This is a genomic window from Enterococcus sp. 3G6_DIV0642 (assembly GCF_002140635.1).
Taxonomy (GTDB): Bacteria; Bacillota; Bacilli; order Lactobacillales; family Enterococcaceae; genus Enterococcus_D; species Enterococcus_D casseliflavus.
The window spans coordinates 895,178-917,316 of record NZ_NGLH01000001.1; the positions used below are offsets into that span (position 1 = coordinate 895,178).

Below are 22,139 nucleotides of genomic sequence, written 5' to 3' on the forward strand. Positions count from 1 at the left end.
ATAAAGCGCTTTATAAATCAAACACGGGAGTGAGTCATTTGGCAAAAGATTATTCAAAACTTGCTAGTGAAATTATAGCACAGGTCGGTGGGGAACAAAATATCGTTAGCCTGTATCATTGCATCACTAGATTGCGTTTTAAGTTGAAAGATGTCGAGTTGGCACGAAAAAATAAGGATAAGATTCAGCAGCTTGATGGGGTATTGTCTGTCATTGAAGGAAATGGCCAGTTTCAAGTCGTGATCGGTAATCATGTAGCGGATGTTTTTCAAACGATCATGAGTAAGTATTCGATCCAAAATGCTTTGGAAAGTGATGGGGATGCCGAAGAATCAACAGAAAAACAAGGCAATGTATTTATCCGATTCTTCAATGTATTGTCTGCGATCTTTAATCCAATCATTGTTGCTCTTGCAGGGGCAGGGATGTTGAAAGCTTTGCTAGTTGTTTTTACAACCTATCATTTGATGGATGCGGAAGGAAGCACCTATAAAATATTAGCTGCTGCTGGCAATAGTGTCTTTTATTTCTTGCCTTTATTTTTAGCGATCAGTGCAGCGCGGATTTTCAAAGTCAATATGTTTATTGCTTTAGCAATCGTTGGGGCGTTGCTGGAGCCGAATTTTACAGCAATGGTGACGGAAAATGGTGTGACGGTCGATTTCTTTGGAATCCCAGCTGTGCTGATGGGGTATTCGGGTACCGTGATTCCAGCGATCGTTTCGATCTATATTTACTCGCACTTGGAACGACTACTCAAACGGATCATTCCTAAGAGTATCGAGATTTTTGCTCTATCACTAGTAGCTCTTTTGATCATGGTGCCTTTGACCGTTTTGATCATTGGACCGGTCGGTGTAATGCTTGGGGACGGTTTAGGCAATGCCATGAACTTTATCAGCGACAAGAGCGGGCTGTTAGCTGGCTTGTTGATCGGTGGCGGTTGGACATTCTTAGTAATGATCGGGATCCATTGGGGAGTTGTACCGATCATGGTCAATAACCTAGCGGTATATGGCTATGATACGCTGCGCCCGATGATCGCAGCAGCAACATTTGCGAGTGCTGGGGTTGCTTTAGGTGTATTTTTACGCTCTCGCAGAAAAGAAACCAAAGGCCTGGCGCTATCTTCCTTGCTTCCAGCATTGCTTGGAGGAATTACAGAGCCCATCGTCTATGGACTTTCGGTAAAATTTAAAAAGCCGTTGATTGCTCAAACCATCGTTGGTGCCCTTGCTGGTGCGTTTATGGGAATGATGCAAACCAAGGCCATCGTCTATGTTTTTCCAGCATTGACGACATTGCCAGCTTTCTTTGGGGACACCTTTGTGTACTATTTGATCGGCATTGCCTTTGCGTTCTTCGGTACTGCTATTTTGACCTATGTATTAGGATTTGAAGAAACGGTAGAACCTGTTTTAGAAGAAGGTGCAGGGCTGCAAGTGATGACACCAGTTGCTGGTGAAGCGATCACGCTTGATGATGTCAAAGATGAAGTATTTTCTTCTCGAGCAATGGGGGATGGATTAGCCGTTTATCCATCAGCCGGCGATATTTATGCGCCACTTACTGGTACGGTTGTGACAGTTTTTCCAACTGGACATGCTTTTGGGATCCAATCAGCTGCTGGGACGGAAGTGTTGGTTCATATCGGCTTAGACACGGTTGATTTAGCAAAAGGCGTGTTTGAGATTTCGGTGAAACAAGGGGATCAAGTCGTGAAGGGGCAAAAAATTGGCACCTTTGACTTAGCAAAAATTATTGAAAAAGGATATGATCCGACAACCATGTTGGTCTTTACCAGTGTGATCAAAGAAGATGCATTGACAGTTGTGGATCAAGCGAAAAAAGACGTTACCGCATTGGTAGCAAATGATTTATTAAAAGGAGCGATTTCATGAGTGTATTTCCAAAAAATTTCCTATGGGGCGGCGCGATCGCCGCAAATCAAGCCGAAGGAGCTTATTTGGAAGGAGGAAAAGGATTAAGTGTAGCAGATATTTTACCAGTTGGTGAAAAACGTATTGAGCAAGTTTCACTGCAGCTTGAAGAGGATAACTTTTATCCGAGCCATGAAGCCATCGACTTTTATCATCGGTACCCAGAAGACATTGAACTGTTTGCGGAAATGGGCTTGAAGTGTTTGCGTACCTCAATTGCTTGGAGTCGCATTTTTCCGAATGGGGATGAGACGGAACCCAATGAAGCAGGTTTACAATTTTATGATGATTTATTTGATGCCTTGAATGAAAAAGGGATCCAACCAGTTGTTACATTAGCTCATTTTGAGACGCCACTGCATTTGGTGACGAAATATGGTGGTTGGCAAAATCGTGCGCTGATCGATTTTTTTGATCGGTATACAAAAGTGGTTTTTGCACGCTACAAAGGGAAAGTGAAATATTGGATGACTTTCAATGAAATCAACCATACCCATACGATCCCGTTACTCGCAGCAGGTATCGATGTGTTTTCTTTCGAGACTGAAGAAGAAAAATTACAGGCACTTTATCAAGCAAGTCATAATATGTTTGTTGCAAGTGCCAAAGCAGTTCTGAATGGGAAGGCAGAAGATGAAAACAATCAGATTGGCTGTATGCTGTCACTGAGTCCGATTTACCCTGCAACGTGCAACCCGCAAGATGTTTTTGAATCGTATCAACTGCGCCGTCGTTCCTTGTTCTATAGTGATGTGCAATTGCGAGGAGCCTATCCGGAATACTTCGACCGCATCGTGAAGGATAATCATCTGTTGCTGGACATTACAGAAGAAGATCTAGCGATCATTAAAGCGGGGACCTGCGATTATTTAGGCTTTAGTTTTTACCGCAGCTCATTGCATGAAGCAGGCATGAAAATTTTAGGCAATACTGGCGGATTACTAGGGAAAAAGAATCCTTACCTAAAAGAAACTGCTTGGGGATGGCCGATCGATCCGCTGGCATTACGCTATGTTTGCAGCGAATTGACTGATCGCTATCAAAAACCATTATTTATCGTTGAAAATGGAATTGGTTTAAAGGATGTTGTCAATGAAGATGGGTCGATCGTCGATGAAGAACGGATGGCCTATTTGAAAGACCATGTAGAAGCAATGGCGGAATCGATCAAAGATGGCGCAGCGATTCTAGGCTATACATGGTGGGGACCGATCGATATCGTTTCTGCGGGGACAGGAGAGATGGAAAAACGATACGGCTTTATCTATGTTGATAAGCAAAATGATGGTAGCGGAGATCTTTCCCGCCAGAAAAAAGCTAGTTTTGCGTATTATCAGCAAGTGATTGCCACGAATGGGGAAGCGCTGGCGTACGAATCATTTTTGAAAGGCGGCAAGTAAAATGAAAAGTTATTTTCCAAAAGATTTCCTCTGGGGAGGAGCAACAGCTGCCAACCAAGTTGAAGGAGGTTCTGGAATCGATGGAAAAGGCTTGTCGGTTTCTGATGTCTATCTATTCGATTCCTCAATGCCGAAAGAACGATGGACGGACCAATGGCATATGATGACTCATCAGCAAGTTGCAGAAGCACAGGATCCAAACAGCACGAAATACTATCCGAAAAGACAGGGAATCGATTTTTATCATCACTTTAAAGAAGATATTCGTTTATTTGCTGAGATGGGCTTCAAAGCCTATCGGATGTCAATTGCCTGGACACGGATCTTTCCAAAGGGGGATGAGGTAGAGCCAAACGAAGCTGGATTGGCATTTTACGACGCAGTCTTTGATGAGTGTTTGAAGTATGGGATCGAACCAGTGGTATCACTATCCCATTATGAGATGCCTTTGTATTTAGTGACTGAGTATGGAGGATGGCCAAACCGGCAAGTGATCGACTTTTACGTCCGTTTTGCCAAGACGGTGATTGAGCGATACCAAAAGAAAGTCAAATACTGGGTGACTTTTAATGAAATCAATTGTGTCAAACACCATCCATATGTTAGTGTCGGGATCATTGAAGAAGGTCATCCTAATATTGAACAAGACAAGTACCAAGGGGCGCACCATCAATTTGTCGCCAGCGCAATCGTGACTGACTATTGCCATCGATTGATTCCCGATGCCAAGGTCGGCTGCATGATCAGCTATCAATTATTAACGCCGTACAGCTGTGATCCAGACGATGTCCAAAAAACAGTTGAAAGTCAACGAACCTCACTCTTTTTCAGTGATGTGCAGGCAAGAGGCTATTATCCAGCATATGCCAACCGCATGTTTGAAGAAAAAGGAGTGGAATTGGCGATCGAACCAGGAGACTTAGAAGTCATCCGAGAAAACCCGGTTGATTTTGTTTCCTTTAGTTACTATATGTCCAGTGCAGTCAGCGCGCATCCAGAACGCTTGGAAAGTGCTGTCGGGAATCTGATCACTGGTGGGATCAAAAATCCCTATTTGCCTAGCAGTAAATGGGGCTGGCAGATCGATCCCAAAGGGTTGCGAACAGCATTGAATCAACTCTATGACCGCTATCAAAAACCTTTGTTTATTGCCGAAAACGGTTTGGGAGCAGAAGATGTCGTAAACGAAGATGGCACCATCGATGATTTTTATCGAATCGACTATCTGCGTCAGCATATTGAACAAATCAATGAAGCGTTGCATGATGGCGTCGACGTCTTTGGCTATACGGCATGGGGCTGCATCGATATCATTAGTGCCTCAACCTCACAAATGTCGAAACGTTATGGCTTTATCTATGTTGACCAAGACGATGAAGGCAATGGCACAAAGAAACGCATCAAGAAAGCGTCATTTGATTGGTACAAAAAAGTAATTGCTTCAAACGGCGCAACTCTTTGATTCTTGATTCTTTCAGATAAAGCAATTGCTGGGCTTAATCATAAGGTTTCTTAACAATTTACCTTTTTATCAAGAAAAAAAGCCAACTTTATTTGCTATTTTATTTTAACCGTGCTATGATGAATAGGTAAAGTTCTGATATGTTAATACTTGTTTATCTTTTCTATTGATACACACTTCAATTACACATCATTTTCTATTACAAACAAATAAACACAGTCGATGTGTAATATGGAGGTATACGTTTATGAATAACGGTACAGTAAAATGGTTTAATGCAGATAAAGGTTTTGGATTTATTACAGGTGAAGACGGCAATGATGTATTTGCTCACTTCTCAGCTATCCAAGGCGACGGCTTCAAAACTTTAGAAGAAGGTCAAGCAGTGACTTTCGACGTTGAAGAAGGCCAACGTGGCTTACAAGCAACAAACATCGTTAAAGGTTAATTGACGTTAACAAGCGAGAATCCATTGGGTTCTCGCTTTTTTTTGTTTTATTTTATATAAATATTGAAATGGATTGGGTGTTGATGATCTGCTACAAGAGAATAGTTGCAGGCTTTGAGGACCTAACATGGTAAATAGTACATCTTTGATTTCACTATTCAACTAGCCCTAAGCGTCGCGGTTTACTTACCCATGATTTCTCATTCGATGATAAGCGTATAAAAAGAGGAAAACAGAAAGAGGGGCTGTATACCTTATTCAATAAATTAATAAAGTGGTTGAATAGGTTTAGTAGCGTTGCTACCATTAAAAGCAATGATTACTAGTGAGTCAAATGGCATGACTCATGTGAATGGAATAAAGAAACAGGTAAAGCGGAACATGCTACGATTCAATATATGGTACCCCGTACTTATACAAGAGTAATCGATATGAAAGATCGATATTTCTTATTCGTTTCATCGATATTGTCTTGAATGAATTGTAAAAGTAGAATATATTGGTACAAATTAGCTGCTTTTTTTATTGCGATTGGAACAAAGATGATTACATTTCGAGGGGGATTTATATGAAGCCAAAAGAAATACTTTGCCAATGGGTTGATGCGTTTAATCAGGCAGATGTTGAAATTATTTCAGAATTATATGATGACAATGCAATAAACCATCAGGTTGCCAACGAGCCAGTTGTTGGGAAACAAGCGATCAAGCAGATGTTTGAGCAAGATTTTTCTAACGCAAAAATGGTTTGTATCGTTGAGAACATTTTCGAAGATGGACAATGGGCAATTTTAGAGTGGCGTGACCCCTTAGGTTTGAGAGGTTGCGGTTTTTTTCAAATAGTAAATGATAAAATTTTATTTCAAAGAGGCTACTGGGATAAATTATCTTTCTTAAAACAGCACGACTTGCCTATTGAATAAAAGGAATTACCTTATAGGAATGGTTAGCAGATATGCATGACAGGAAGGTTAATCGCTTCACGTAGAATTCTTAAAGGAGTAACACTGTTTGAAAACAATACCTTTTGTTTAAGTAATGATTAAGAATAAGTTAGTTTACTTCCGTCGGCGCCTAGTTGCGTGGTATAGTTATTGATAAGCGACAAATATTTTTGTACCACACGTTACTTGTTTTGAAGAAATTTATTCAAACCTGGCGTAACTTCAGAGTTACAAGGATACAATAGAGGTTAGGGATTGTATCGTTTAAATGAGAAATAAATAATAGTAGTAATAGTATGCTGCACTTTCAAAGAATAAATATTGACTCGTCAGATAGCCTTCTCGTTTACCCAAACGAGAGGGCTATCGTTCATTAGAAAAGAAAAAGTGTCTTTTTCCTAAAAGAAAGGAAGAAGACACTTTTTGGCTTTATTCTGCTGTGAGGGGGATCGTCAGCTTGCGATCATCGGTTTGATCGTCCAGCATTGAATCGACATATTGCTTCAAAAAGTAAGAATAGGTCGCTAACCACTGATACTCCTGGGAGTCTTTGATGGCAGCTTTTTCTTCGGCTGAGTAAGTATCATTGCCAGTAAAAAGGGCAGTGTTCAGCCTCGTGACAAACGTGCAAAGTTTTGTCATCTGGGCATCTGACAGTTCAGACACTGCGGACAATTGGTCACGGACCAGTTGGTCGGTGTCTTTTTCAAAAACACTTTTCTGGTAGTTTTGATAGTTCAGCAACTGTTCATTAGTTTGCTTCGTTTCAGCCGCCCAAGCATCGAGATCAATCTGGCGAGCTTCATAGTTGATTTCCTTGTCAGAAAGAGAAAGGACGCCGTAGCCTAATTCTGCTGTTGAATAAGACCCAGTGACTGCTTCATAAAGCGAATCATTCCCTTCGTTAATGTCTTGGATGTGGATATGACCAGAGAAAACGGCTGGCACGTTGAAGCGTTCCAACAAAGCGACAGTCTCAGAGGCGTTGTCGAGAACATAACCGTCTTGTAAGAGTTCATTATGACCAAACAAGTTATGGTGCAAAAAGACCAGTGGTACTTGCTCCGCTTCTTTCGTCAGGGTTAATTGCTCCTCCAACCAAGTTAGAGTAGCCGGTTTTAACTCACCATTCGTAGTAGGATCATCCCAATTAACCTCAGAATCGTAGATACATGAATCGAGCAAAAAGAGACGATACTTGTCGTTTAACTGAATGCTGTAGCTAAGGGAAGACTTGTCGATACTGTTGGCTTTTTCGTAACCTTCAGCAAAAATCGTTTGAAAATCCTCAGGACTGATTTGATCTGCGTAGTATTCCTTTTCACCTTTAAATGCTCGCGCCCAACCATTGTAAATCTCGTGGTTGCCAGGTAATGCTAAAACCATAATGTCAGCTTCTTGCAATGGTGCAAGCAATCTTGCCAACTCTTGAGCACTTGCTTTCTCGCCATTGAGCGTCATATCACCGGTCAAAATAATTCCCGTGGGTTTCTCTTTTAAGGCTTGAGCGGTGAAGGCCTCAATCGATTGTTCTTGATACGTCATCTCTTTGCCAGCAGCTCCCTTTGTGAAGGTCTGAAAGGCTGCGCCGTTATCATGAAGCGTGGAGGAAAGAAAATGAATATCACTTAAGAGCCAAAACTCACTGTTGCTTGCCTGTTGCAATGGAGTATCGGCTTCATGCACCTTACGAAATTGAAAGAATAACAGGAAACAGGTGACAAAAAGTGTAAGTAGTGCCAATGGCCAAAACCATTTTTTGTATGTACGAATCGCGATTCCCTCCTCGCTTGTTTTATTTATTATAGAAAGGAATAGGGATCTTGTCACATAAATGGTCTTTTTTTGAATGAATTCTTGTTTTCATAGTTTTTCTTATTAAAATAATTGCGATCAAGTTATAAACCTTGAATAATTAGCCTTACTTTCGATAAAGATAACATAAATTTATTTTATTTTAGATGATGAAAATGAAAAGAAAATGCGGTAATTTATTCAGAAACGTTGATTTAACGGTCTTTAATTGTCCTGTTATTTATCGTGGAGATAAAGGGAGTGTTAGATTGAAACATTTTTGTAACATTTCCTTTATCTGTGTGTCATATCATTATGGTAGAATTCATTTGTCGTTAAATCGAACATTAAACTTTCTTAGACAAAATTAAGTTTTTATAAAGGCAGTTCATCTGTCAAATCAACCAGCTAGTCGGAGGAAAAACGAGTGAAGAATAGTTTGTTATCAGCATTAATGGTGTGTTCACTAACATTAACAGCAGTTGCAGCACCTGCATTAGCATTTGCAGATTCCATTGATGATCAAATCGAGCAGCAAGACCAAAAAATTAATTCTCTTAAAGGTCAGCAAGCTGACGCCCAATCACAGATCGATTCTCTAGAAGCAGAAATTGAAACAGTGAGTGCAAAAGTTGCTTCATTAGAAGCGAAACAAGTTGAGTTAGGTCAAGAAGCTGAGAAATTGCAAGACAAAATCGCAACATTGAAATTGCGTATTGCCAAACGTGAAGAAGCAATCCAAAAGCAAGCCCGTGATGTACAAGTTAACGGTCAAAGCACCAATTTCATTGATGCTGTTTTAGAAGCAGATTCTTTAACGGATGTTATCGGTCGCGTACAAGCGATGACAACGATCGTCAATGCAAACAATGATTTAGTTGAACAACAAAAACAAGACAAACAAGATGTTGAAGACAAAGTCAAAGAAAACGAAAGCAAAATCCAAGAAGTTGCTGCGAACCAAGCAGAACTTAGCCAACAAAGAGATGCCATTGCAGCAAAACAAGCTGATTTAAATGTCTTGAAAGCAAACTTAGCAGCAGAACAAGCGACTGCTGAAAAAGACAAAGATGCATTGAACAAGAAAAAACAAGAAGCGGAAGCTGAAAAAGCCCGTATCTTGAAAGAACAACAAGAAGCTGCTGCTGCTCAAAAAGCAGAAGAAGAAAGACAAGCTGCTGCTTTGAAAGAAGCACAACAAGAAGCTGCTGCTCAATCAACTGAAAGCGCGACAGAGAATACAACAGCTTCTACTGAAATCGCAACAAGTAGTTCTTCAAGCAACACAAGCTCAAGCAATACCAGCAGTTCTAACAGCTCAAGTTCATCGAACGCAGGCTCTTCAAACACTGGTTCAAGCAATTCAAGCTCAAGTAACTCAGATTCAAACTCTTCATCAAACAATAATTCTACCGGAAGTATTTCTACTGGCGGCGGAAAAGATCATTCAAGCTCAGGTAACATGTATGCTTGGGGTCAATGTACTTGGTACGTGAAAAACCGCGCTCCTTGGGTAGGTACTTACTGGGGTAATGGTGCACAATGGGGTGCGTCAGCTGCAGCTGATGGATACACCGTCAATGGTACACCAGCAGCCGGTGCCGTTGTAGTCTTTGCCGCTGGTCAATCAGTTGGTGGCGAATGGACTGCTCATCCAGTTTATGGACACGTTGCTTATGTTGAATCATACAACCCATCAAACAATACCATCACAATCTCTCAAGGCGGAACGGGCTTTGACAGTCCTGGTGGACCAAACACTGCAACAATGAGCGCATCTGGATATACTTACATCCATCGCTAATCAATTCAAAAGCAAAGCATCAACGCAATCGCGTTGATGCTTTTTTATTTGATCGATAGCTTTTTCACTTCTTGATCAGTTAGGTGAGAGAACTACCTAGAGAGGCAAGACAGGGTTCTCTCAAATCTAATCAAGATTCTATAGAAAGTAGGAGGTTTCTCGTTTTACTATTCAAGGAGTGAGAAACGGCGAAAAGGTTCCTTTTGAAGTTACCACCAGTTCTTCCATTGCACGAGAAATCGCCGTATAGAGAATCCGCCGATCTTGATCGATATGATAATTTTCTTCTGAGACATCATATAAAAGAACCTGCTTAAATTCCAATCCTTTGGCAAGATGAATCGGTAAAACCGTTCCATGAAATGACACGGCCTGTTTATCGAAGAACTGTTTGAGCTCCTCACTGGATCGACTATCTTTGGTGATGATCGTTACTGGTTGCTTAAGTTCCTTTACTATGTCTACTAACGCAACGTCAGACAGATTGGCATAAAACTGTGGCAACTTTCCTTCTGGTCGGACGGCAGAGATGTTTAAATTGGTTTCTTTTGGTAGCATTTGGGCAAATAACCGCGTGATTGCACCGCTAGACCGATAACTCGTAGTCAGCTGATACGTTTCGAGGGATTTCGCCTGTTGTTGAAATAACGTTTGGATTTCTGATACGGTGATGGCACTTGTAAAGATCGCCTGTTGCTGATCCCCCACGAGGGTAAAAGCGGTCATAGGAAAAAGACATAATAGAAACTGAAGTTGTGCTGGCGTATAATCTTGGACTTCATCGATAAACAGATAGCGTAACGCAGGGACAGGTTGTTTTTCGGCGAGCAAATGACGAATCAGCAATAAACATACGGTATAATCCAAACTATCTGCTGTTTGCGTCAAAGTGATCTGTCCATGAGTAAAATAGTCGGCACTGTCTGCTAACAATCGTTTCGTATCAAACCAAGTAAGGTCGTTGATTTGTTTGGAAACCGTTGCGTATTTTTTCTTCAGGAGGCGAATGGCTGCTTTCTGAATTGTTTTTTCTGAATCATCCTTTAAAACTTTCCCTAATAGGGAGTGCTGTTCGTCTTCAGTCAAAGAACGAACTTGGTCGTGAACATTTGCTGCTAAGGCATTTTTTTGCAGTCGATCCTCCCAAGCGTAAGCCAATTTCTTTTTAACTGCTTGGATGCGATCGCGCAAGGATGCCTGTTTCGGTGTCTCTTGGAAGAAAGTGTCGATCGTTTCTTCAGAAAAAAGGACGACGTTTTTTCTTTTGATTGGTTTAAACTGAAGCACAAGTTCTTCTGGCAGCTGTTTGCTCAAGTATTGAAGAAAGCGACTGAAGTCCGCACTGCGTAAAAGGTCGATTGCTTCACTGGGTGTTTGCTGGATGCGGTCAAAATACGCCGCTTCCGATTCTAAGTCAACGCTAGGAAATGCTTGGCAAAACTGCCGCATGGTCAACGTCAATGGATTTTTTTCACCGAGGGAAGGCAGCACTTGCGAAATATAATCAATAAACCGAGAGTTCGGGGAGAGGATCAAGACATTCTCTGCGGTCATCTCTTCACGAAAATGGTACAGCAAAAAGGCGATCCGTTGCATGACAGCAGACGTTTTTCCGCTTCCAGCAACACCGTTGACCAGTAGGTTTTTATGCGCTAAGTCACGGATGATGACGTTTTGTTCGTGTTGGATCGAAGCAGTAATATCTTGCATTTTTTGACTATTATTGGCTTCAAGGGCTGCCAGTAACACTTCATCTTGAATCGCGACTGAGGTATCAAAGGCTTGCTTCAAGTGATCTTTTTCGATAATAAATTGTCGGCGATGTTCAAGAGCGGCAGAAATCGTCTGATTGTTCACTTGATAAGAGACCGGGCCCAAGCGTTTGGCATAGAACAATTCGGCAATAGGGGAGCGCCAATCATAGATCAGCCCTTCCTTATTTTCATTAACAAAACCATTGATCCCAATGTAAAAATCTTCTATCATTTCCTCATCTTCAAATTGTAGGGAGATTTTACCAAAGTAGGGACTATCCAGTAGACGGTCGATGGCAGCTAATTCACGTTCAGCAGATTGAAGAGCGGCGTTCATTTGGTCGATCTCACGGTTCTTACTTTCGATGGCAGCAAAAGTATCTAAACGGTCAGCAAAATTATCAAAGTTTAAGCGAATCTCTTCGCCGATGCTTTGCATCGCAAGGCGATCTTTTTTTCTGCCTTCAGTCAAGAAACTGTTCAGCCCTGTCTTTCGCGTCAGCAATTGCTGGTACGTGTCTGCGAGATGCTTCTTTTCAGCCTTTAGGTCGTTCATTCAGACTCACATCCATTCTCCAAAGTATCTCAATTATACGAGCATCCACCAAAAATACTAGTCTATTTTTTTGACTCTGGATGCGGTATAATAATAGTGGGAAGAGGCAGCTGATTGTTCCAATGTCATGGGAGCAAGCAGAATGCGTCTATTTTTTTGTTTTAAAAATGGGAAAAAGGGTCATTGCTTGTGTTTTTGAAGGGGCTGTTTATACTGAATATAGAGAAAAATACAAAGCGAAAAATCGTTGAGGGAGTGTCAGCATGTCCAAATTATTGTCACCAGTGAAGCTAGCGAGTTTAGCATTGGCCAACCGCGTCGTTATGTCGCCGATGTGTATGTATGAAGTAAAAAAAGAAGACGGTGTTGCGGAGCCTTTTCATTTTGTTCACTACGGGGCACGAGCATTAAGCAAAGTCGGCTTGATCATTATTGAAGCGACTGCCGTTGAACCAGACGGACGAATCACAAACAATGATCTAGGGTTATGGAATGAAGAGCAGCAAACAGAGCTGACGAAATTGGTGGAACTGCTGCATGGGTTCGATGCGCAAGTAGGCATCCAACTAAGCCATGCAGGACGAAAAGCAGTTGATGCCACCAATCCTTTGGCACCAAGTGCCGTTGCCTTTAACGAGCGCTACCCGTTACCGTCAGAAATGACCCTGTCGGAGATCAAACGGGTGCAAGATAGTTTTGTTCAGGCTGCCCAACGAGCAGCCAATGCGGGTGTCACGATGATCGAACTTCATGGGGCTCATGGCTACTTGATGGATCAATTTCTTTCGCCTTTCGTCAATCAACGCACCGACCTGTATGGTGGTTCCTTAGAGAATCGGTATCGCTTTGTAAAAGAAACGGTACAAGCAGTTCGAGCAGTCTTTTCTGGGTCCTTGTGGATGCGCTTGTCACTGACAGACTATGAAGAACCAGGACGCCAAAATTCGTTGGAAGATTGGCAGCAAGTGGCCCAATGGCTTCAAGCAGATGGCATTGATTGTCTTGATTGCTCTACAGGCGGTGTGGTGGATAAAAAGCCTAATATTCCGATCTATGATGGCTACCAAGTGCCCTTTGCTGCAGCTATCAAGCAAGTGGTCGATATTCCCGTAGCAGCAGTCGGTTTATTGGATAATCCTGATCTTTGCGAATATCTTTTGCAAACCAATCAAGTGGATTTGGTTTTACAAGGCCGCGCATTGATCAGAAATGTCAACTGGTTGGCAGATGCAGCGGCGAAACTTCACGATAAGTCCTTTCAAGCGTACAATGATTCCTATCAACGCGGGGTGAAGCGTTGATTCATCTGATAAAAATTCTCCTAGAAGAAAAATCTTCTTAGGAGATTTTTTTACATGGACAAAGGCATTATCCTGAGGAATCTTTCTGCTTCATGCTACACTTAAAAAAGAAACGGAGGGAAATCAAGATGTTGACAACAGATCGGTTCTTTCACGGCCACGACAAGCAGACCGCTTTTTTTGAAGGCTGGTACCATAAGCACCAAATCGGTGAAGAAGTCTATGCTTTTATTCCAGGTCTTTCGATTCAAGAAGACGGTACCAAAGAAGTGTTCATTCAAGTGATCAATCATGAGGGCGCGCATTACTTCTCCTTTCCAGAAACTGATTTTCAGGTTTCAGAAGAGGAGCGAAAAGTAACGATTGGTGACAATATCTTTAGTGAAGCAGGCATTCAAGTCTCTTTAAAAAATAACGATCTCCAAGTACAAGGAGCAGTAAAATACAACGACCACAAACCGATTCAGCGGACACGTTATGCGCCGAGTATCATGGGGCCTTTTTCGTATCTGTCATTTATGGAGTGCTACCACGGTGTCTTGAGCATGAGTCATAGCTTAGAAGGTACGCTGTACTGGAACGAAGAACCAATCGATTTTTCGAACGGGATCGGTTATTTGGAAAAAGACTGGGGAACCTCCTTTCCAGCAGCTTATATCTGGGTTCAGTGCAACAGTTTTGATGCACCAGATGTACGGTTCTTTTTCTCCGCAGCCGACATTCCCTTTGCTGGTTTTGCTTTTTTGGGAACGATTTGTGTTCTGCAAGTCGGCAGCCAAGAATATCGTTTTGCTACTTATCATGGTGCAAAGATTCATGATGTCAAACGTACGGAAGACCATTTAGTGATCCAGCTCAAACAAAAACAGTGGCTGCTGACGATCGAAGTGTTGACGAAAGAAGGCCATTCGTTGTTAGCACCTTCTATTGGGCAAATGAATCGGATCATTCGCGAAAGCGCCAGTACGGAAATTGCCTTGACCCTTTTAGAAAATGGGCAGGAGATCTTGCGGCAGACGGGAACGTCGGCTGGTTTTGAAGAAGTAGCGAATCTGCGAGGATTTCACTATTAAAAAAAGGCGGGAAAAAAGCAGAAAAATTCGTTTCTTTTGATATACTAGTAGATAGTTACTGCGAAAACACGTATCTTTGGAGGGAAACGGATGGAAAAAATAACGAATGAGACACTGTTTGAACTGAAAACGATTGCGCAGCCTGCAGTGGGGCAAAATCAGGTTTTTTACTTGGAAACGGCAGTCAACCAAGAGACTAATACGTATGATTCAGCGATTTATAGTATTGACCCAAAGACCAACGAACGGCGTGAGTGGGGCACCGAAGCGACGACCCACAACAACCTAAAGGTCTCGCCAGATGAGCAAAGGCTCAGTTTTGTGACGACCGATCCAAAGAAAGGTGAAAGTACGTTATGGACGATGCCAGTGTCCGGAGGCAAGCCTCAAGCACTTGTCACTGAGAAGGGTCTGGGGGACTATTTTTGGAAGCAAGACGCAACTGCGGTCTATTATAAGCTGGCACAAGAAGAGACGATCTCAGAGAATCAAGACGACACAGAAAAGACGGACAAGCAAAAGGAATTTCCAGAAGTAAAAGCTACTACGAAAGTCAATTATTTGGCGGATGGCGTCGGCTTTTTAAAAGAAAAAAAACATTCGATCATCAAAAAAACGCTCGCGACACAAGAAACGGAACTGATTTTTGAGCATGATTCTCCCTTTGTTTTTTTTGGCATCGCGGATGATCAGAAGACGTTGTTCCTCACCTTTGACAAAGAGGAAGAAGATGAATGGGACTATGGCTCGAAGGTTTGTCTCCTTGATAGCCAGACGAAAAAGACAGAAAGTTTAGAAAACATTCTGCCAGAAGGAACCTACACTTTTGCTGCAGCGCGCAATGATCAGCTGTTACTATTAGGCAATGATCTCTCTTACGGATTTGTGACCTTGGATGATTTGTTTTTGATCGACTTAAAAACGAAAGCAGTCAAAAATCTTTCCAAGGAGTTAGATGTTGCCTTTGGCAATGCGATCATCAGTGATTTTCAACAAAAAAATCGTGGTGTAGCGATCACCTGGTTGACGGATGACACATTCCTTATACCCGTAACAGAACATGGCAAGCTACAATTGTACCGTGCCACGACCCAAGGAGAATGGACCAAACTACTTGATGAAAAAATGGATATCCTCGATGCGGCGATCTATTCAGAAGCCAAACTTGCTGTTGCTTATGCGACGCCAACGATCCCTAGTCGCTTAGCATTGATTGACTTAACAAGTGGTGAAGTAACCGATCTCTATGATCCCAACCAAGCAGTTATGTCACAGTTAACGATCAGTAAACCTGAAGCGTTTTGGTACGAAGGAGCAGATGGCTGGCAAATTCAAGGCTGGTATTTGCCTCCGACCGAAACAAAGGAAAATCATCCAGCGATTTTGTACATTCATGGCGGTCCGCAGGTCTGTTATGGGGAAACATTTTTCCATGAGATGCAAGTCCATGCCGCTAATGGCTATGGGGTCATCTTGTTGAACCCTCGTGGCGGGCAAGGATACGGTCAAACATTTGTCAAATCGATTTTAGGTGATTATGGCAATAAAGATTATCAAGACTTGCTGTTAGGGGTGGATGCCGTGATGGCAAACCATCCAGAAATCGATACGAACACCATCCATGTGGCTGGCGGCAGTTATGGTGGCTTTATGACCAACTGGATCGTTGGCCATACCGATCGTTTTTGCGCGGCCGTTACGCAACGCTCGATCTCAAATTGGATCAGCTTTTATGGGACGAGTGACATTGGACCTGCCTTTGTCAAATTCCAATTGTTGCGGGAACTTGATGAGACCGAAGGACTTTGGAAGATGTCGCCTTTGGCCTATGCCAGCCAAGTCAAGACACCTACGCTAGTCCTCCATGGGGAAAATGATTTGCGATGTCCGCAAGAACAAGGACAGCAGTTTTACATGGCATTGCAACGTCAAGGCGTCGATACGAAGCTGATGCTGTTTCCTCAATCCTCTCATGGTTTATCACGCAATGGCTTGCCGAACTTGCGGATAGAACGCTTGCAGGCGATCAGTGAATGGCTTGCATCACATGAGAACCAATCAGTAAATTAACCGAATGAAATCACCTGACAAAGAATCACGACTTGGGCTGCTTGAAAAGCCCAACCAGTGATTTCTTAAAAATCAGGTGATTTTTTTGCGGGATCAAAAGCTATAGGTTTCTGTTATCTTGCCGCCAATGACAGCGACGGTTGAAAACAAATTCATATGACGTTTTCTTCACGTGTTAAATAACAAAAAGAAGAAATAGTTTTGCTTGCTTCCTGTGTTTTAGTGTGATATGATACAAAACGTAATCGTTACACTTTAAGTGTTCTTTTGGTGTGACGTAAGAGAAAGGAGCTGGTTATTATGAGAAACAATATTATTTTGGCATGTGTGGAGACAGGGGAAAGACTTTATTTGACCAATAAGAACCAGCGCAATACGCCGGAACGTTTAGAATTAAAAAAATATTCACCAAAGTTGCGGCGCAGAGCGATTTTTCGTGAAATCAAGAAATAGGAAGGAAAATAACTGAATGGCAAAAAAATCAAAAATTGCAAAATACAACAAACAAGTACAACTGATCGAACAATACCGAGCAGTACGTCAAGAACTAAAAGCACAAGGAGATACCCAAGCATTGGCCAAACTACCGAAGGATTCGAATCCGACTCGTTTGAAGAAACGGGATATGATCGATGGTCGTCCGCGCGGCTACATGAATAAATTCGGCATGTCACGGATCAATTTCCGTAAGCATGCACATCTCGGAGAAATTCCCGGCGTTACAAAAGCAAGCTGGTAACAGAAAGGAGTCAATATGGAAAAAACGGACTTGTCTAGTGCGTATCGACGTTTAAAGAGCCCGAACATCAAAACAAGGAAACGCGCATTAAAGATCATTCATGAATTTAAGCGAAATAAACGAAAAAATGCATTGCAGCTGCGTGCATAATGAGAAAGTGAAAGAAAGTTGGAAATGACATGGCAGTACCTGCAAGAAAAACATCAAAAGCAAAAAAGAATAAGCGCCGAACCCACTATGGCGTCAAAGCACCAGCGATTTCGTTTGATGGGACAACAGGAACCTTCAAGCGTAGCCACCATGTATCATTAGCAGAATATAAAGCGCAGCACCCAATCGAAAAGAATTAACGGCGTCTTATGACGCCGTCCAGAAAGCAGGGGGAAAATGGAGATCATCTATCCGTCATTGATTGAAGAAGCCTATCGTCACAGTAAAAAATTTCATCCAGAGATCACCAAAGAGGCAATCTATCGCCATTTTTACGAAGCAGGTTTGATCAAAGAAAACGGCGATCCGACGGAAAAAGCCTTGTCAGAAGGGGTCGTTAAAGATTATACTGAGGACTGGGATCTTACCTTTGAAGAATTTTTGATGATCTACCCCGTGTTTCGTTCCTTTGACTCAAAGCATTTCAAGAAGATCGAGCATTTTTGGGAAATGGATTTGGCTTTGCAAGAACAAATCCTTGCCCGATGGGAGCAAGAAACCTTCACAGAGGAAGAGATCATTGACCTAACTGCTTTTTTTGAAGAGCGATTACCTTCTAAAAAGGAACAGTGAATGAACCGTGAAAGGCGTACATGTGATGAAAAAGACGATCCAGCCATTTTTAAAACTTCTAAAGCCCTATGATTATCTGCTGTTTATTCTGTTAGTTGTCGGCTCTTTTTTACCGCTTTTTCTATTTGAAGCACAAGCTCAAAGTGATACCGGCGATCGGTATGCAATCGTGCGAATAAATGGAGAAGAGGTTGACCGTTTTAACTTAGAAGAAATCGATGCGATGGAAAAAACCTACTATCCAGCAGAAGGTCAGTACAATATCGTCGAGATCAAAGATGGCGCGATCCGAGTTCGTGAAGACAATAGTCCCGACCAGATTGCTGTCAAAACCAGCTGGATCTATCGCAATGGGCAGACGAGTATTTGCCTGCCTCATAAGCTGGTGATCGAGATCAAGCAAGCCGGTGCCTCTGACTATTTAATTTATTAACAGAAAAAGGAAGCCAGCTGAACAATTCCTGTTCAGCTGGCTTTTTTATGAGGATGAGCAGAAGAAGCTGTTAAAAACGCCAATCGACCAACGTGTAAGTCAGCCAGAAACAGCGTTTTTGATACAAGAAAAGCGCAGAATTCCAACCGTCAGAAGAAAGAGGAACTATGGGTGGAAATAGCAATCTCTGTCCAATCGTTCACAAAAAATTCTGCCCAATCATCTAAAATAGTTGGGGAACTGCGGCTCTATTTGGTATACTTAGGCAAGTCAGTTCCTTAGAAGCTTCTTTTTCTAAGGACTATGAACGAGCGATGATACGAATATGACCAATTTTCGGAAGTGATAACTTTACTAGATGGGGGCTTAACGAAGATGGGAAATGAAACAATTTGGGAAAACACAGACAATTTTTATCTGTTATGTCAACCAATCATGCAGGTAGAATCGCTAAGTCAGCAAGAGGTGAACGGCTATGAGGTCTTGCTGCGCAGCGAGAAAAACAACCGCTTTCCGCAAAAAGAATTCAGCGCAATGATTCAATCTGAAAGTGGCAATCAGCAGTTGATGGGGTGGTATGCCCAGGAGCTGCGACGGTTGTGCCAAAAAAAGCCGAAAACCCGCTTTAGTGTCAATATTCATCCACAACAGCTGCTGTGGCAGTCAACGTGGACCTTTTTTGAGGGGATGACTGCTCACAAAGAGCAGTTGCAGATCGAATTAACAGAGCATCCTGTAAAAGGTCAGCATGATTCTTTTAATTTGTCTACTGCCCTTGAAAAAATCAAAGCCTATGGCTATGTGATCGCTGTCGATGACATCGGCTGTGGCCAAAATACCCTGTCATTGGTCTTTGCCAATCTTGAAAATGTGGATTGTTTGAAATTTTCACTACTGCCGTTTATTCAGCTCGATGAGGAGATCGGGTTTAGTTTCTTGACCTGTTGGTTGAAGGTCGCCAAAAAGTATCAGCTTGAGTTGATCGTTGAAGGCATCGAGAATCGCGATAAGATGGCGCAGCTGCTTGAGATGGGGGTTCATTTACAACAAGGATATTTATGGTCTAAAGGAGAGCGATTGTGATGGAATGTTAGAACGAGGCGTGCTCTTGGCGTTTGGTTTGCCGCTGATGATTGCCAGTTTACTGGTGACCGCAGATGTTTTTGTACGAAGTGTGCAAAAAATATCGGTTTCTCGTCCATTTAAGTATTTTATTATTGGTATTCTGACGTTTACGCATTTGTATTTTATTCTTTCTTTCTCAATGAATTCAGTTGGGTTTATCTGTTATCAATACACAACTGCTTTTATTGCGAGTCATTTTTTCTATGGTGATCGTGGCAAGATCTTGATTTTGATAACGCCGTGTATGGTCGTGTTCTATTTACTGTTTGTCGGTTTTTCTGACATTGGAAAAGCCTTTTATTTACCACTATTAGGTGTCGGCGTCTTTGTCCTTGATTTTCTCTTATCAAAAATCAAGCCGCTGCGTCCGCAACAGCAATTTTATTTGATGTATTTTTTGACCTGTCTGCTCTCACCGCGTTTTTCGATGTTGGTCCATCATACGACGACCTATGACTGGGAAGCGATGTTGGCAGTACTTGTTGGTTCTTTTGTGCTGTTGGGTGGCTTTATGTGGCTGCATCGGTTGATTGAAGGCGAAGAGTACCAAGTACTGGCAGAGTTGGCGAATAGTAAGATCGATGCGTTGACCGGCTGCTTCAACTATGGGACCTATAACCACGATCTGCTTCAAGCCGTTTCACAGAAAAAGACTGTGACGATCGCCATGATCGATCTCGATCACTTCAAAAAGGTCAACGACCGTTATGGTCATATCGCCGGAAATGAGCTATTGAGAACTTTCGCCTCACGGACGTCCACTTTTTTAGATGCGCATTTTGCCGAGACCTTTTCCTTTTATCGTTATGGCGGCGAAGAGTTCTGTGTCGTGATCGAAGGGGATGTCAAAGAAAAGACCGTAGCTGCGATGACGACGCTGTGTCAAACCATTTCCAGCAGTATGTTTCCTGTCGCCAATTTTGAAAAAGGGACGATGTCTTTGTCTTGCGGCGTTGAAGCGAGCACCGTTTGTCATGGCGATATCTTGGCAGCCGTCGAAAGAGCCGATCAAGCACTCTATCTCGCAAAACAAAGTGGTCGAAATCGGGTGTGCACCTTACCTGAGACGTAAAAAAATAATGAAAAAATGATTTGCACAAATTCACAAAGAATTAAATCTTTATGCACAAAAAGTTAGTAATAATAAAGAAATAATGTTATTTATTTAAAAAATATACATTTTGCTTTTTTTATTTATCTTGAGAGTCTTCGCATATCAACAAAAAGATTGAAACTATGTATAATTTCTGGTAAATTATTCTAAATCAAGAGTGATAAAAACTGTCAATAATTAATAGTGATTCTTACTTGATGCTTTGTCCGCTTTTCCAATGAAATGTTTCTGGAATTGTCCCGTCGAATCAGCAAGTAAGGGTTCTTTTTTTTAGAAAGGAAGCACAGGAAATGGCAAATACGCTGGTTGTCAATACACTCGCAAATTTAGGCGCAATTATCATCAATATTTATTTGTTATTCAAAATCAGTGACGGATTCGTTGGCCAAGGGACGTTCAAAGCGAAACAGATCGCAGCGGCGATTGCTTGTGAAACCGTGGTGGGGATGCTGATGATGAATTTCTCTTACGTCGTATACGAAACGCGATTTGACCTGCGCTTTTTGCTTTACGCTTTTTCCATGAAATATCTGGGGTGGAAGGTGACCGTACCGACGATGGTCAATCTAGCGTTAGGGCGTTTCTTGTTTGAAGTATCAAAATCGTCTTGGTTGAACTTATATCTTACGTTTTTTTTGATAGTGACACTGACATTTCTGCATGCTTGGGCCAAACGGCGATTTACTGACAAACAAGAGTTATTCCTATCAATTACCTACTTGATCGCTATCTCCTTTCTTTTTGGTTTTTATCTGACGGGTGATATTCAAAAAACGACCCTAATTTATATAGTTTATGGCATTCTCGCCTATACGTTGGCGTTTTTCCTTTACTCGATAGTCAATGATATGCAGCGCATTTTGGCATTGGTCAAAATCGATGATCTTACGCAGTTGAACAACTTCCGTAAATTTCAAGATGACCGCCAACGCCTAGACACGACCGAGGTGGACTTATCGATCGCTTTGATCGATATCGATCATTTCAAAAATTACAATGACCGTTACGGACACCGTGCTGGGGATGTGATTTTGCAAGAAATCGCTCGTATTTTTTCGACCTACTGTACGGCGAGCAACCCGGTCTATCGCATCGGTGGGGAAGAGTTTGCGATCTTGATCCAAGGAGACGCACAGGCTGCTGCTTATCTCCTCGAAAAAATCCAAAAGCGCATCCGTTACCAAGAGATCATCTTGGATGCAGGCGATTCGGTCAGCATCACGTTGTCGATTGGGATCGCACAACGGCAAAAGGGCGAGTTGCTACAGCAAACACAAGAACGAGCCGATCAAGCATTGTATCGAGCCAAGCGCAGCGGTCGCGACCAACTCTGTCTTTACTGACGGGGTTGGCTTCTTTTCTTTTTTATTTTCAAAAATACTACCTTAAATGAGGAGCGC

At 42.1% G+C, this 22,139-nt stretch carries 20 protein-coding genes; 18 read left to right on the forward strand and 2 right to left on the reverse strand.

The features are described 5' to 3' along the window. Nucleotides 1-29 precede the first annotated feature (29 nt). The 5 genes from A5878_RS04430 (at nt 30) to A5878_RS04450 (ending at nt 6,172) form a co-directional block, all read left to right on the forward strand. On the forward strand, nt 30-1,901 hold the full coding sequence (locus A5878_RS04430; protein WP_005225328.1) for a beta-glucoside-specific PTS transporter subunit IIABC: 1,872 nt from the start codon (nt 30-32) through the stop codon (nt 1,899-1,901). Then, the gene (locus tag A5878_RS04435) at nt 1,898-3,340 is read left to right on the forward strand and encodes a glycoside hydrolase family 1 protein (RefSeq protein WP_086294742.1); all 1,443 of its coding nucleotides are present in this window, start codon (nt 1,898-1,900) and stop codon (nt 3,338-3,340) included. The genes A5878_RS04430 and A5878_RS04435 overlap by 4 nt, the downstream gene beginning before the upstream one ends. 1 nt (nt 3,341) lies before the next feature. Beyond that, nucleotides 3,342-4,802 carry a glycoside hydrolase family 1 protein gene (locus A5878_RS04440; RefSeq protein ID WP_086294743.1) on the forward strand — a complete coding sequence of 487 codons (1,461 nt, stop codon included), beginning with the start codon at nt 3,342-3,344 and terminating at the stop codon, nt 4,800-4,802. A 247-nt stretch (nt 4,803-5,049) separates the two neighbouring features. After that, complete coding sequence (locus A5878_RS04445) at nt 5,050-5,250, forward strand: cold-shock protein (RefSeq protein WP_005225331.1); 201 nt, start codon at nt 5,050-5,052, stop codon at nt 5,248-5,250. 568 nt (nt 5,251-5,818) lie between these two features. Continuing rightward, entirely contained in the window at nt 5,819-6,172 is a 354-nt protein-coding gene (locus tag A5878_RS04450) for a nuclear transport factor 2 family protein (RefSeq protein ID WP_086294744.1), read from the forward strand. A 450-nt stretch (nt 6,173-6,622) separates the two neighbouring features. Here the strand turns inward: A5878_RS04450 and A5878_RS04455 are convergent, their stop codons facing one another. Next, nucleotides 6,623-8,023 carry a metallophosphoesterase gene (locus A5878_RS04455; protein WP_086294745.1) on the reverse strand — a complete coding sequence of 467 codons (1,401 nt, stop codon included), beginning with the start codon at nt 8,021-8,023 and terminating at the stop codon, nt 6,623-6,625. A 391-nt stretch (nt 8,024-8,414) separates the two neighbouring features. Here A5878_RS04455 and A5878_RS04460 point away from each other — a divergent pair, with 391 nt between their 5' ends. After that, complete coding sequence (locus A5878_RS04460; RefSeq protein ID WP_167823093.1) at nt 8,415-9,791, forward strand: CHAP domain-containing protein; 1,377 nt, start codon at nt 8,415-8,417, stop codon at nt 9,789-9,791. 171 nt (nt 9,792-9,962) lie between these two features. Here the strand turns inward: A5878_RS04460 and A5878_RS04465 are convergent, their stop codons facing one another. Next, nucleotides 9,963-12,101: a UvrD-helicase domain-containing protein gene (locus A5878_RS04465; RefSeq protein ID WP_086294746.1), complete on the reverse strand. Its 2,139-nt coding sequence runs from the start codon at nt 12,099-12,101 to the stop codon at nt 9,963-9,965. Nucleotides 12,102-12,364: 263 nt separating this feature from the next. On the opposite strand from A5878_RS04465, the gene A5878_RS04470 reads away from it, so the two are divergent. The 12 genes from A5878_RS04470 (at nt 12,365) to A5878_RS04525 (ending at nt 22,082) form a co-directional block, all read left to right on the forward strand. Beyond that, nucleotides 12,365-13,402 carry an NADH:flavin oxidoreductase/NADH oxidase gene (locus A5878_RS04470; RefSeq protein WP_086294747.1) on the forward strand — a complete coding sequence of 346 codons (1,038 nt, stop codon included), beginning with the start codon at nt 12,365-12,367 and terminating at the stop codon, nt 13,400-13,402. Between the two features lie 128 nt (nt 13,403-13,530). Beyond that, nucleotides 13,531-14,475, forward strand: coding sequence for a tocopherol cyclase family protein (locus tag A5878_RS04475; protein ID WP_086294748.1), 945 nt, complete (start codon nt 13,531-13,533; stop codon nt 14,473-14,475). Nucleotides 14,476-14,565: 90 nt separating this feature from the next. Continuing rightward, entirely contained in the window at nt 14,566-16,545 is a 1,980-nt protein-coding gene (locus A5878_RS04480) for a S9 family peptidase (RefSeq protein ID WP_086294749.1), read from the forward strand. 300 nt (nt 16,546-16,845) lie between these two features. After that, complete coding sequence (gene rpmG / locus A5878_RS04485) at nt 16,846-16,998, forward strand: 50S ribosomal protein L33 (RefSeq protein WP_005225339.1); 153 nt, start codon at nt 16,846-16,848, stop codon at nt 16,996-16,998. Between the two features lie 16 nt (nt 16,999-17,014). Beyond that, nucleotides 17,015-17,284 carry a 30S ribosomal protein S14 gene (gene rpsN / locus A5878_RS04490; protein WP_005225340.1) on the forward strand — a complete coding sequence of 90 codons (270 nt, stop codon included), beginning with the start codon at nt 17,015-17,017 and terminating at the stop codon, nt 17,282-17,284. 15 nt (nt 17,285-17,299) lie between these two features. Then, the gene (locus A5878_RS04495; protein WP_005237325.1) at nt 17,300-17,434 is read left to right on the forward strand and encodes a putative metal homeostasis protein; all 135 of its coding nucleotides are present in this window, start codon (nt 17,300-17,302) and stop codon (nt 17,432-17,434) included. Between the two features lie 29 nt (nt 17,435-17,463). Continuing rightward, nucleotides 17,464-17,634, forward strand: a complete 171-nt coding sequence (gene rpmF, locus A5878_RS04500) for a 50S ribosomal protein L32 (RefSeq protein WP_005225341.1) — start codon at nt 17,464-17,466, stop codon at nt 17,632-17,634. Between the two features lie 37 nt (nt 17,635-17,671). Further along, the gene (locus tag A5878_RS04505) at nt 17,672-18,067 is read left to right on the forward strand and encodes a hypothetical protein (RefSeq protein ID WP_086294750.1); all 396 of its coding nucleotides are present in this window, start codon (nt 17,672-17,674) and stop codon (nt 18,065-18,067) included. Nucleotides 18,068-18,092: 25 nt separating this feature from the next. Next, nucleotides 18,093-18,500: a NusG domain II-containing protein gene (locus A5878_RS04510; RefSeq protein ID WP_034868672.1), complete on the forward strand. Its 408-nt coding sequence runs from the start codon at nt 18,093-18,095 to the stop codon at nt 18,498-18,500. 375 nt (nt 18,501-18,875) lie between these two features. Further along, complete coding sequence (locus A5878_RS04515) at nt 18,876-19,583, forward strand: EAL domain-containing protein (protein ID WP_086294751.1); 708 nt, start codon at nt 18,876-18,878, stop codon at nt 19,581-19,583. A gap of 4 nt (nt 19,584-19,587) precedes the next feature. Beyond that, nucleotides 19,588-20,697, forward strand: coding sequence for a GGDEF domain-containing protein (locus tag A5878_RS04520; protein ID WP_086294752.1), 1,110 nt, complete (start codon nt 19,588-19,590; stop codon nt 20,695-20,697). Nucleotides 20,698-21,029: 332 nt separating this feature from the next. Continuing rightward, nucleotides 21,030-22,082 carry a GGDEF domain-containing protein gene (locus tag A5878_RS04525; protein ID WP_005225346.1) on the forward strand — a complete coding sequence of 351 codons (1,053 nt, stop codon included), beginning with the start codon at nt 21,030-21,032 and terminating at the stop codon, nt 22,080-22,082. The last annotated feature ends 57 nt before the right edge of the window (nt 22,083-22,139 follow it).

Excerpts from the sequence above, each read along its gene's own strand:
- rpmG (WP_005225339.1), top strand. The coding sequence starts at position 16,846 with ATGAGAAACAATATTATTTTGGCATGTGTGGAGACAGGGGAAAGACTT.
- A5878_RS04435 (WP_086294742.1), top strand. The coding sequence starts at position 1,898 with ATGAGTGTATTTCCAAAAAATTTCCTATGGGGCGGCGCGATCGCCGCA.
- A5878_RS04520 (WP_086294752.1), top strand. The coding sequence starts at position 19,588 with ATGTTAGAACGAGGCGTGCTCTTGGCGTTTGGTTTGCCGCTGATGATT.
- A5878_RS04440 (WP_086294743.1), top strand. The coding sequence starts at position 3,342 with ATGAAAAGTTATTTTCCAAAAGATTTCCTCTGGGGAGGAGCAACAGCT.
- A5878_RS04470 (WP_086294747.1), top strand. The coding sequence starts at position 12,365 with ATGTCCAAATTATTGTCACCAGTGAAGCTAGCGAGTTTAGCATTGGCC.
- A5878_RS04510 (WP_034868672.1), top strand. The coding sequence starts at position 18,093 with ATGAAAAAGACGATCCAGCCATTTTTAAAACTTCTAAAGCCCTATGAT.
- A5878_RS04450 (WP_086294744.1), top strand. The coding sequence starts at position 5,819 with ATGAAGCCAAAAGAAATACTTTGCCAATGGGTTGATGCGTTTAATCAG.
- A5878_RS04475 (WP_086294748.1), top strand. The coding sequence starts at position 13,531 with ATGTTGACAACAGATCGGTTCTTTCACGGCCACGACAAGCAGACCGCT.
- A5878_RS04505 (WP_086294750.1), top strand. The coding sequence starts at position 17,672 with ATGGAGATCATCTATCCGTCATTGATTGAAGAAGCCTATCGTCACAGT.
- rpsN (WP_005225340.1), top strand. The coding sequence starts at position 17,015 with ATGGCAAAAAAATCAAAAATTGCAAAATACAACAAACAAGTACAACTG.
- rpmF (WP_005225341.1), top strand. The coding sequence starts at position 17,464 with ATGGCAGTACCTGCAAGAAAAACATCAAAAGCAAAAAAGAATAAGCGC.
- A5878_RS04525 (WP_005225346.1), top strand. The coding sequence starts at position 21,030 with ATGGCAAATACGCTGGTTGTCAATACACTCGCAAATTTAGGCGCAATT.
- A5878_RS04480 (WP_086294749.1), top strand. The coding sequence starts at position 14,566 with ATGGAAAAAATAACGAATGAGACACTGTTTGAACTGAAAACGATTGCG.
- A5878_RS04515 (WP_086294751.1), top strand. The coding sequence starts at position 18,876 with ATGGGAAATGAAACAATTTGGGAAAACACAGACAATTTTTATCTGTTA.
- A5878_RS04495 (WP_005237325.1), top strand. The coding sequence starts at position 17,300 with ATGGAAAAAACGGACTTGTCTAGTGCGTATCGACGTTTAAAGAGCCCG.
- A5878_RS04445 (WP_005225331.1), top strand. The coding sequence starts at position 5,050 with ATGAATAACGGTACAGTAAAATGGTTTAATGCAGATAAAGGTTTTGGA.
- A5878_RS04465 (WP_086294746.1), bottom strand. The coding sequence starts at position 12,101 with ATGAACGACCTAAAGGCTGAAAAGAAGCATCTCGCAGACACGTACCAG.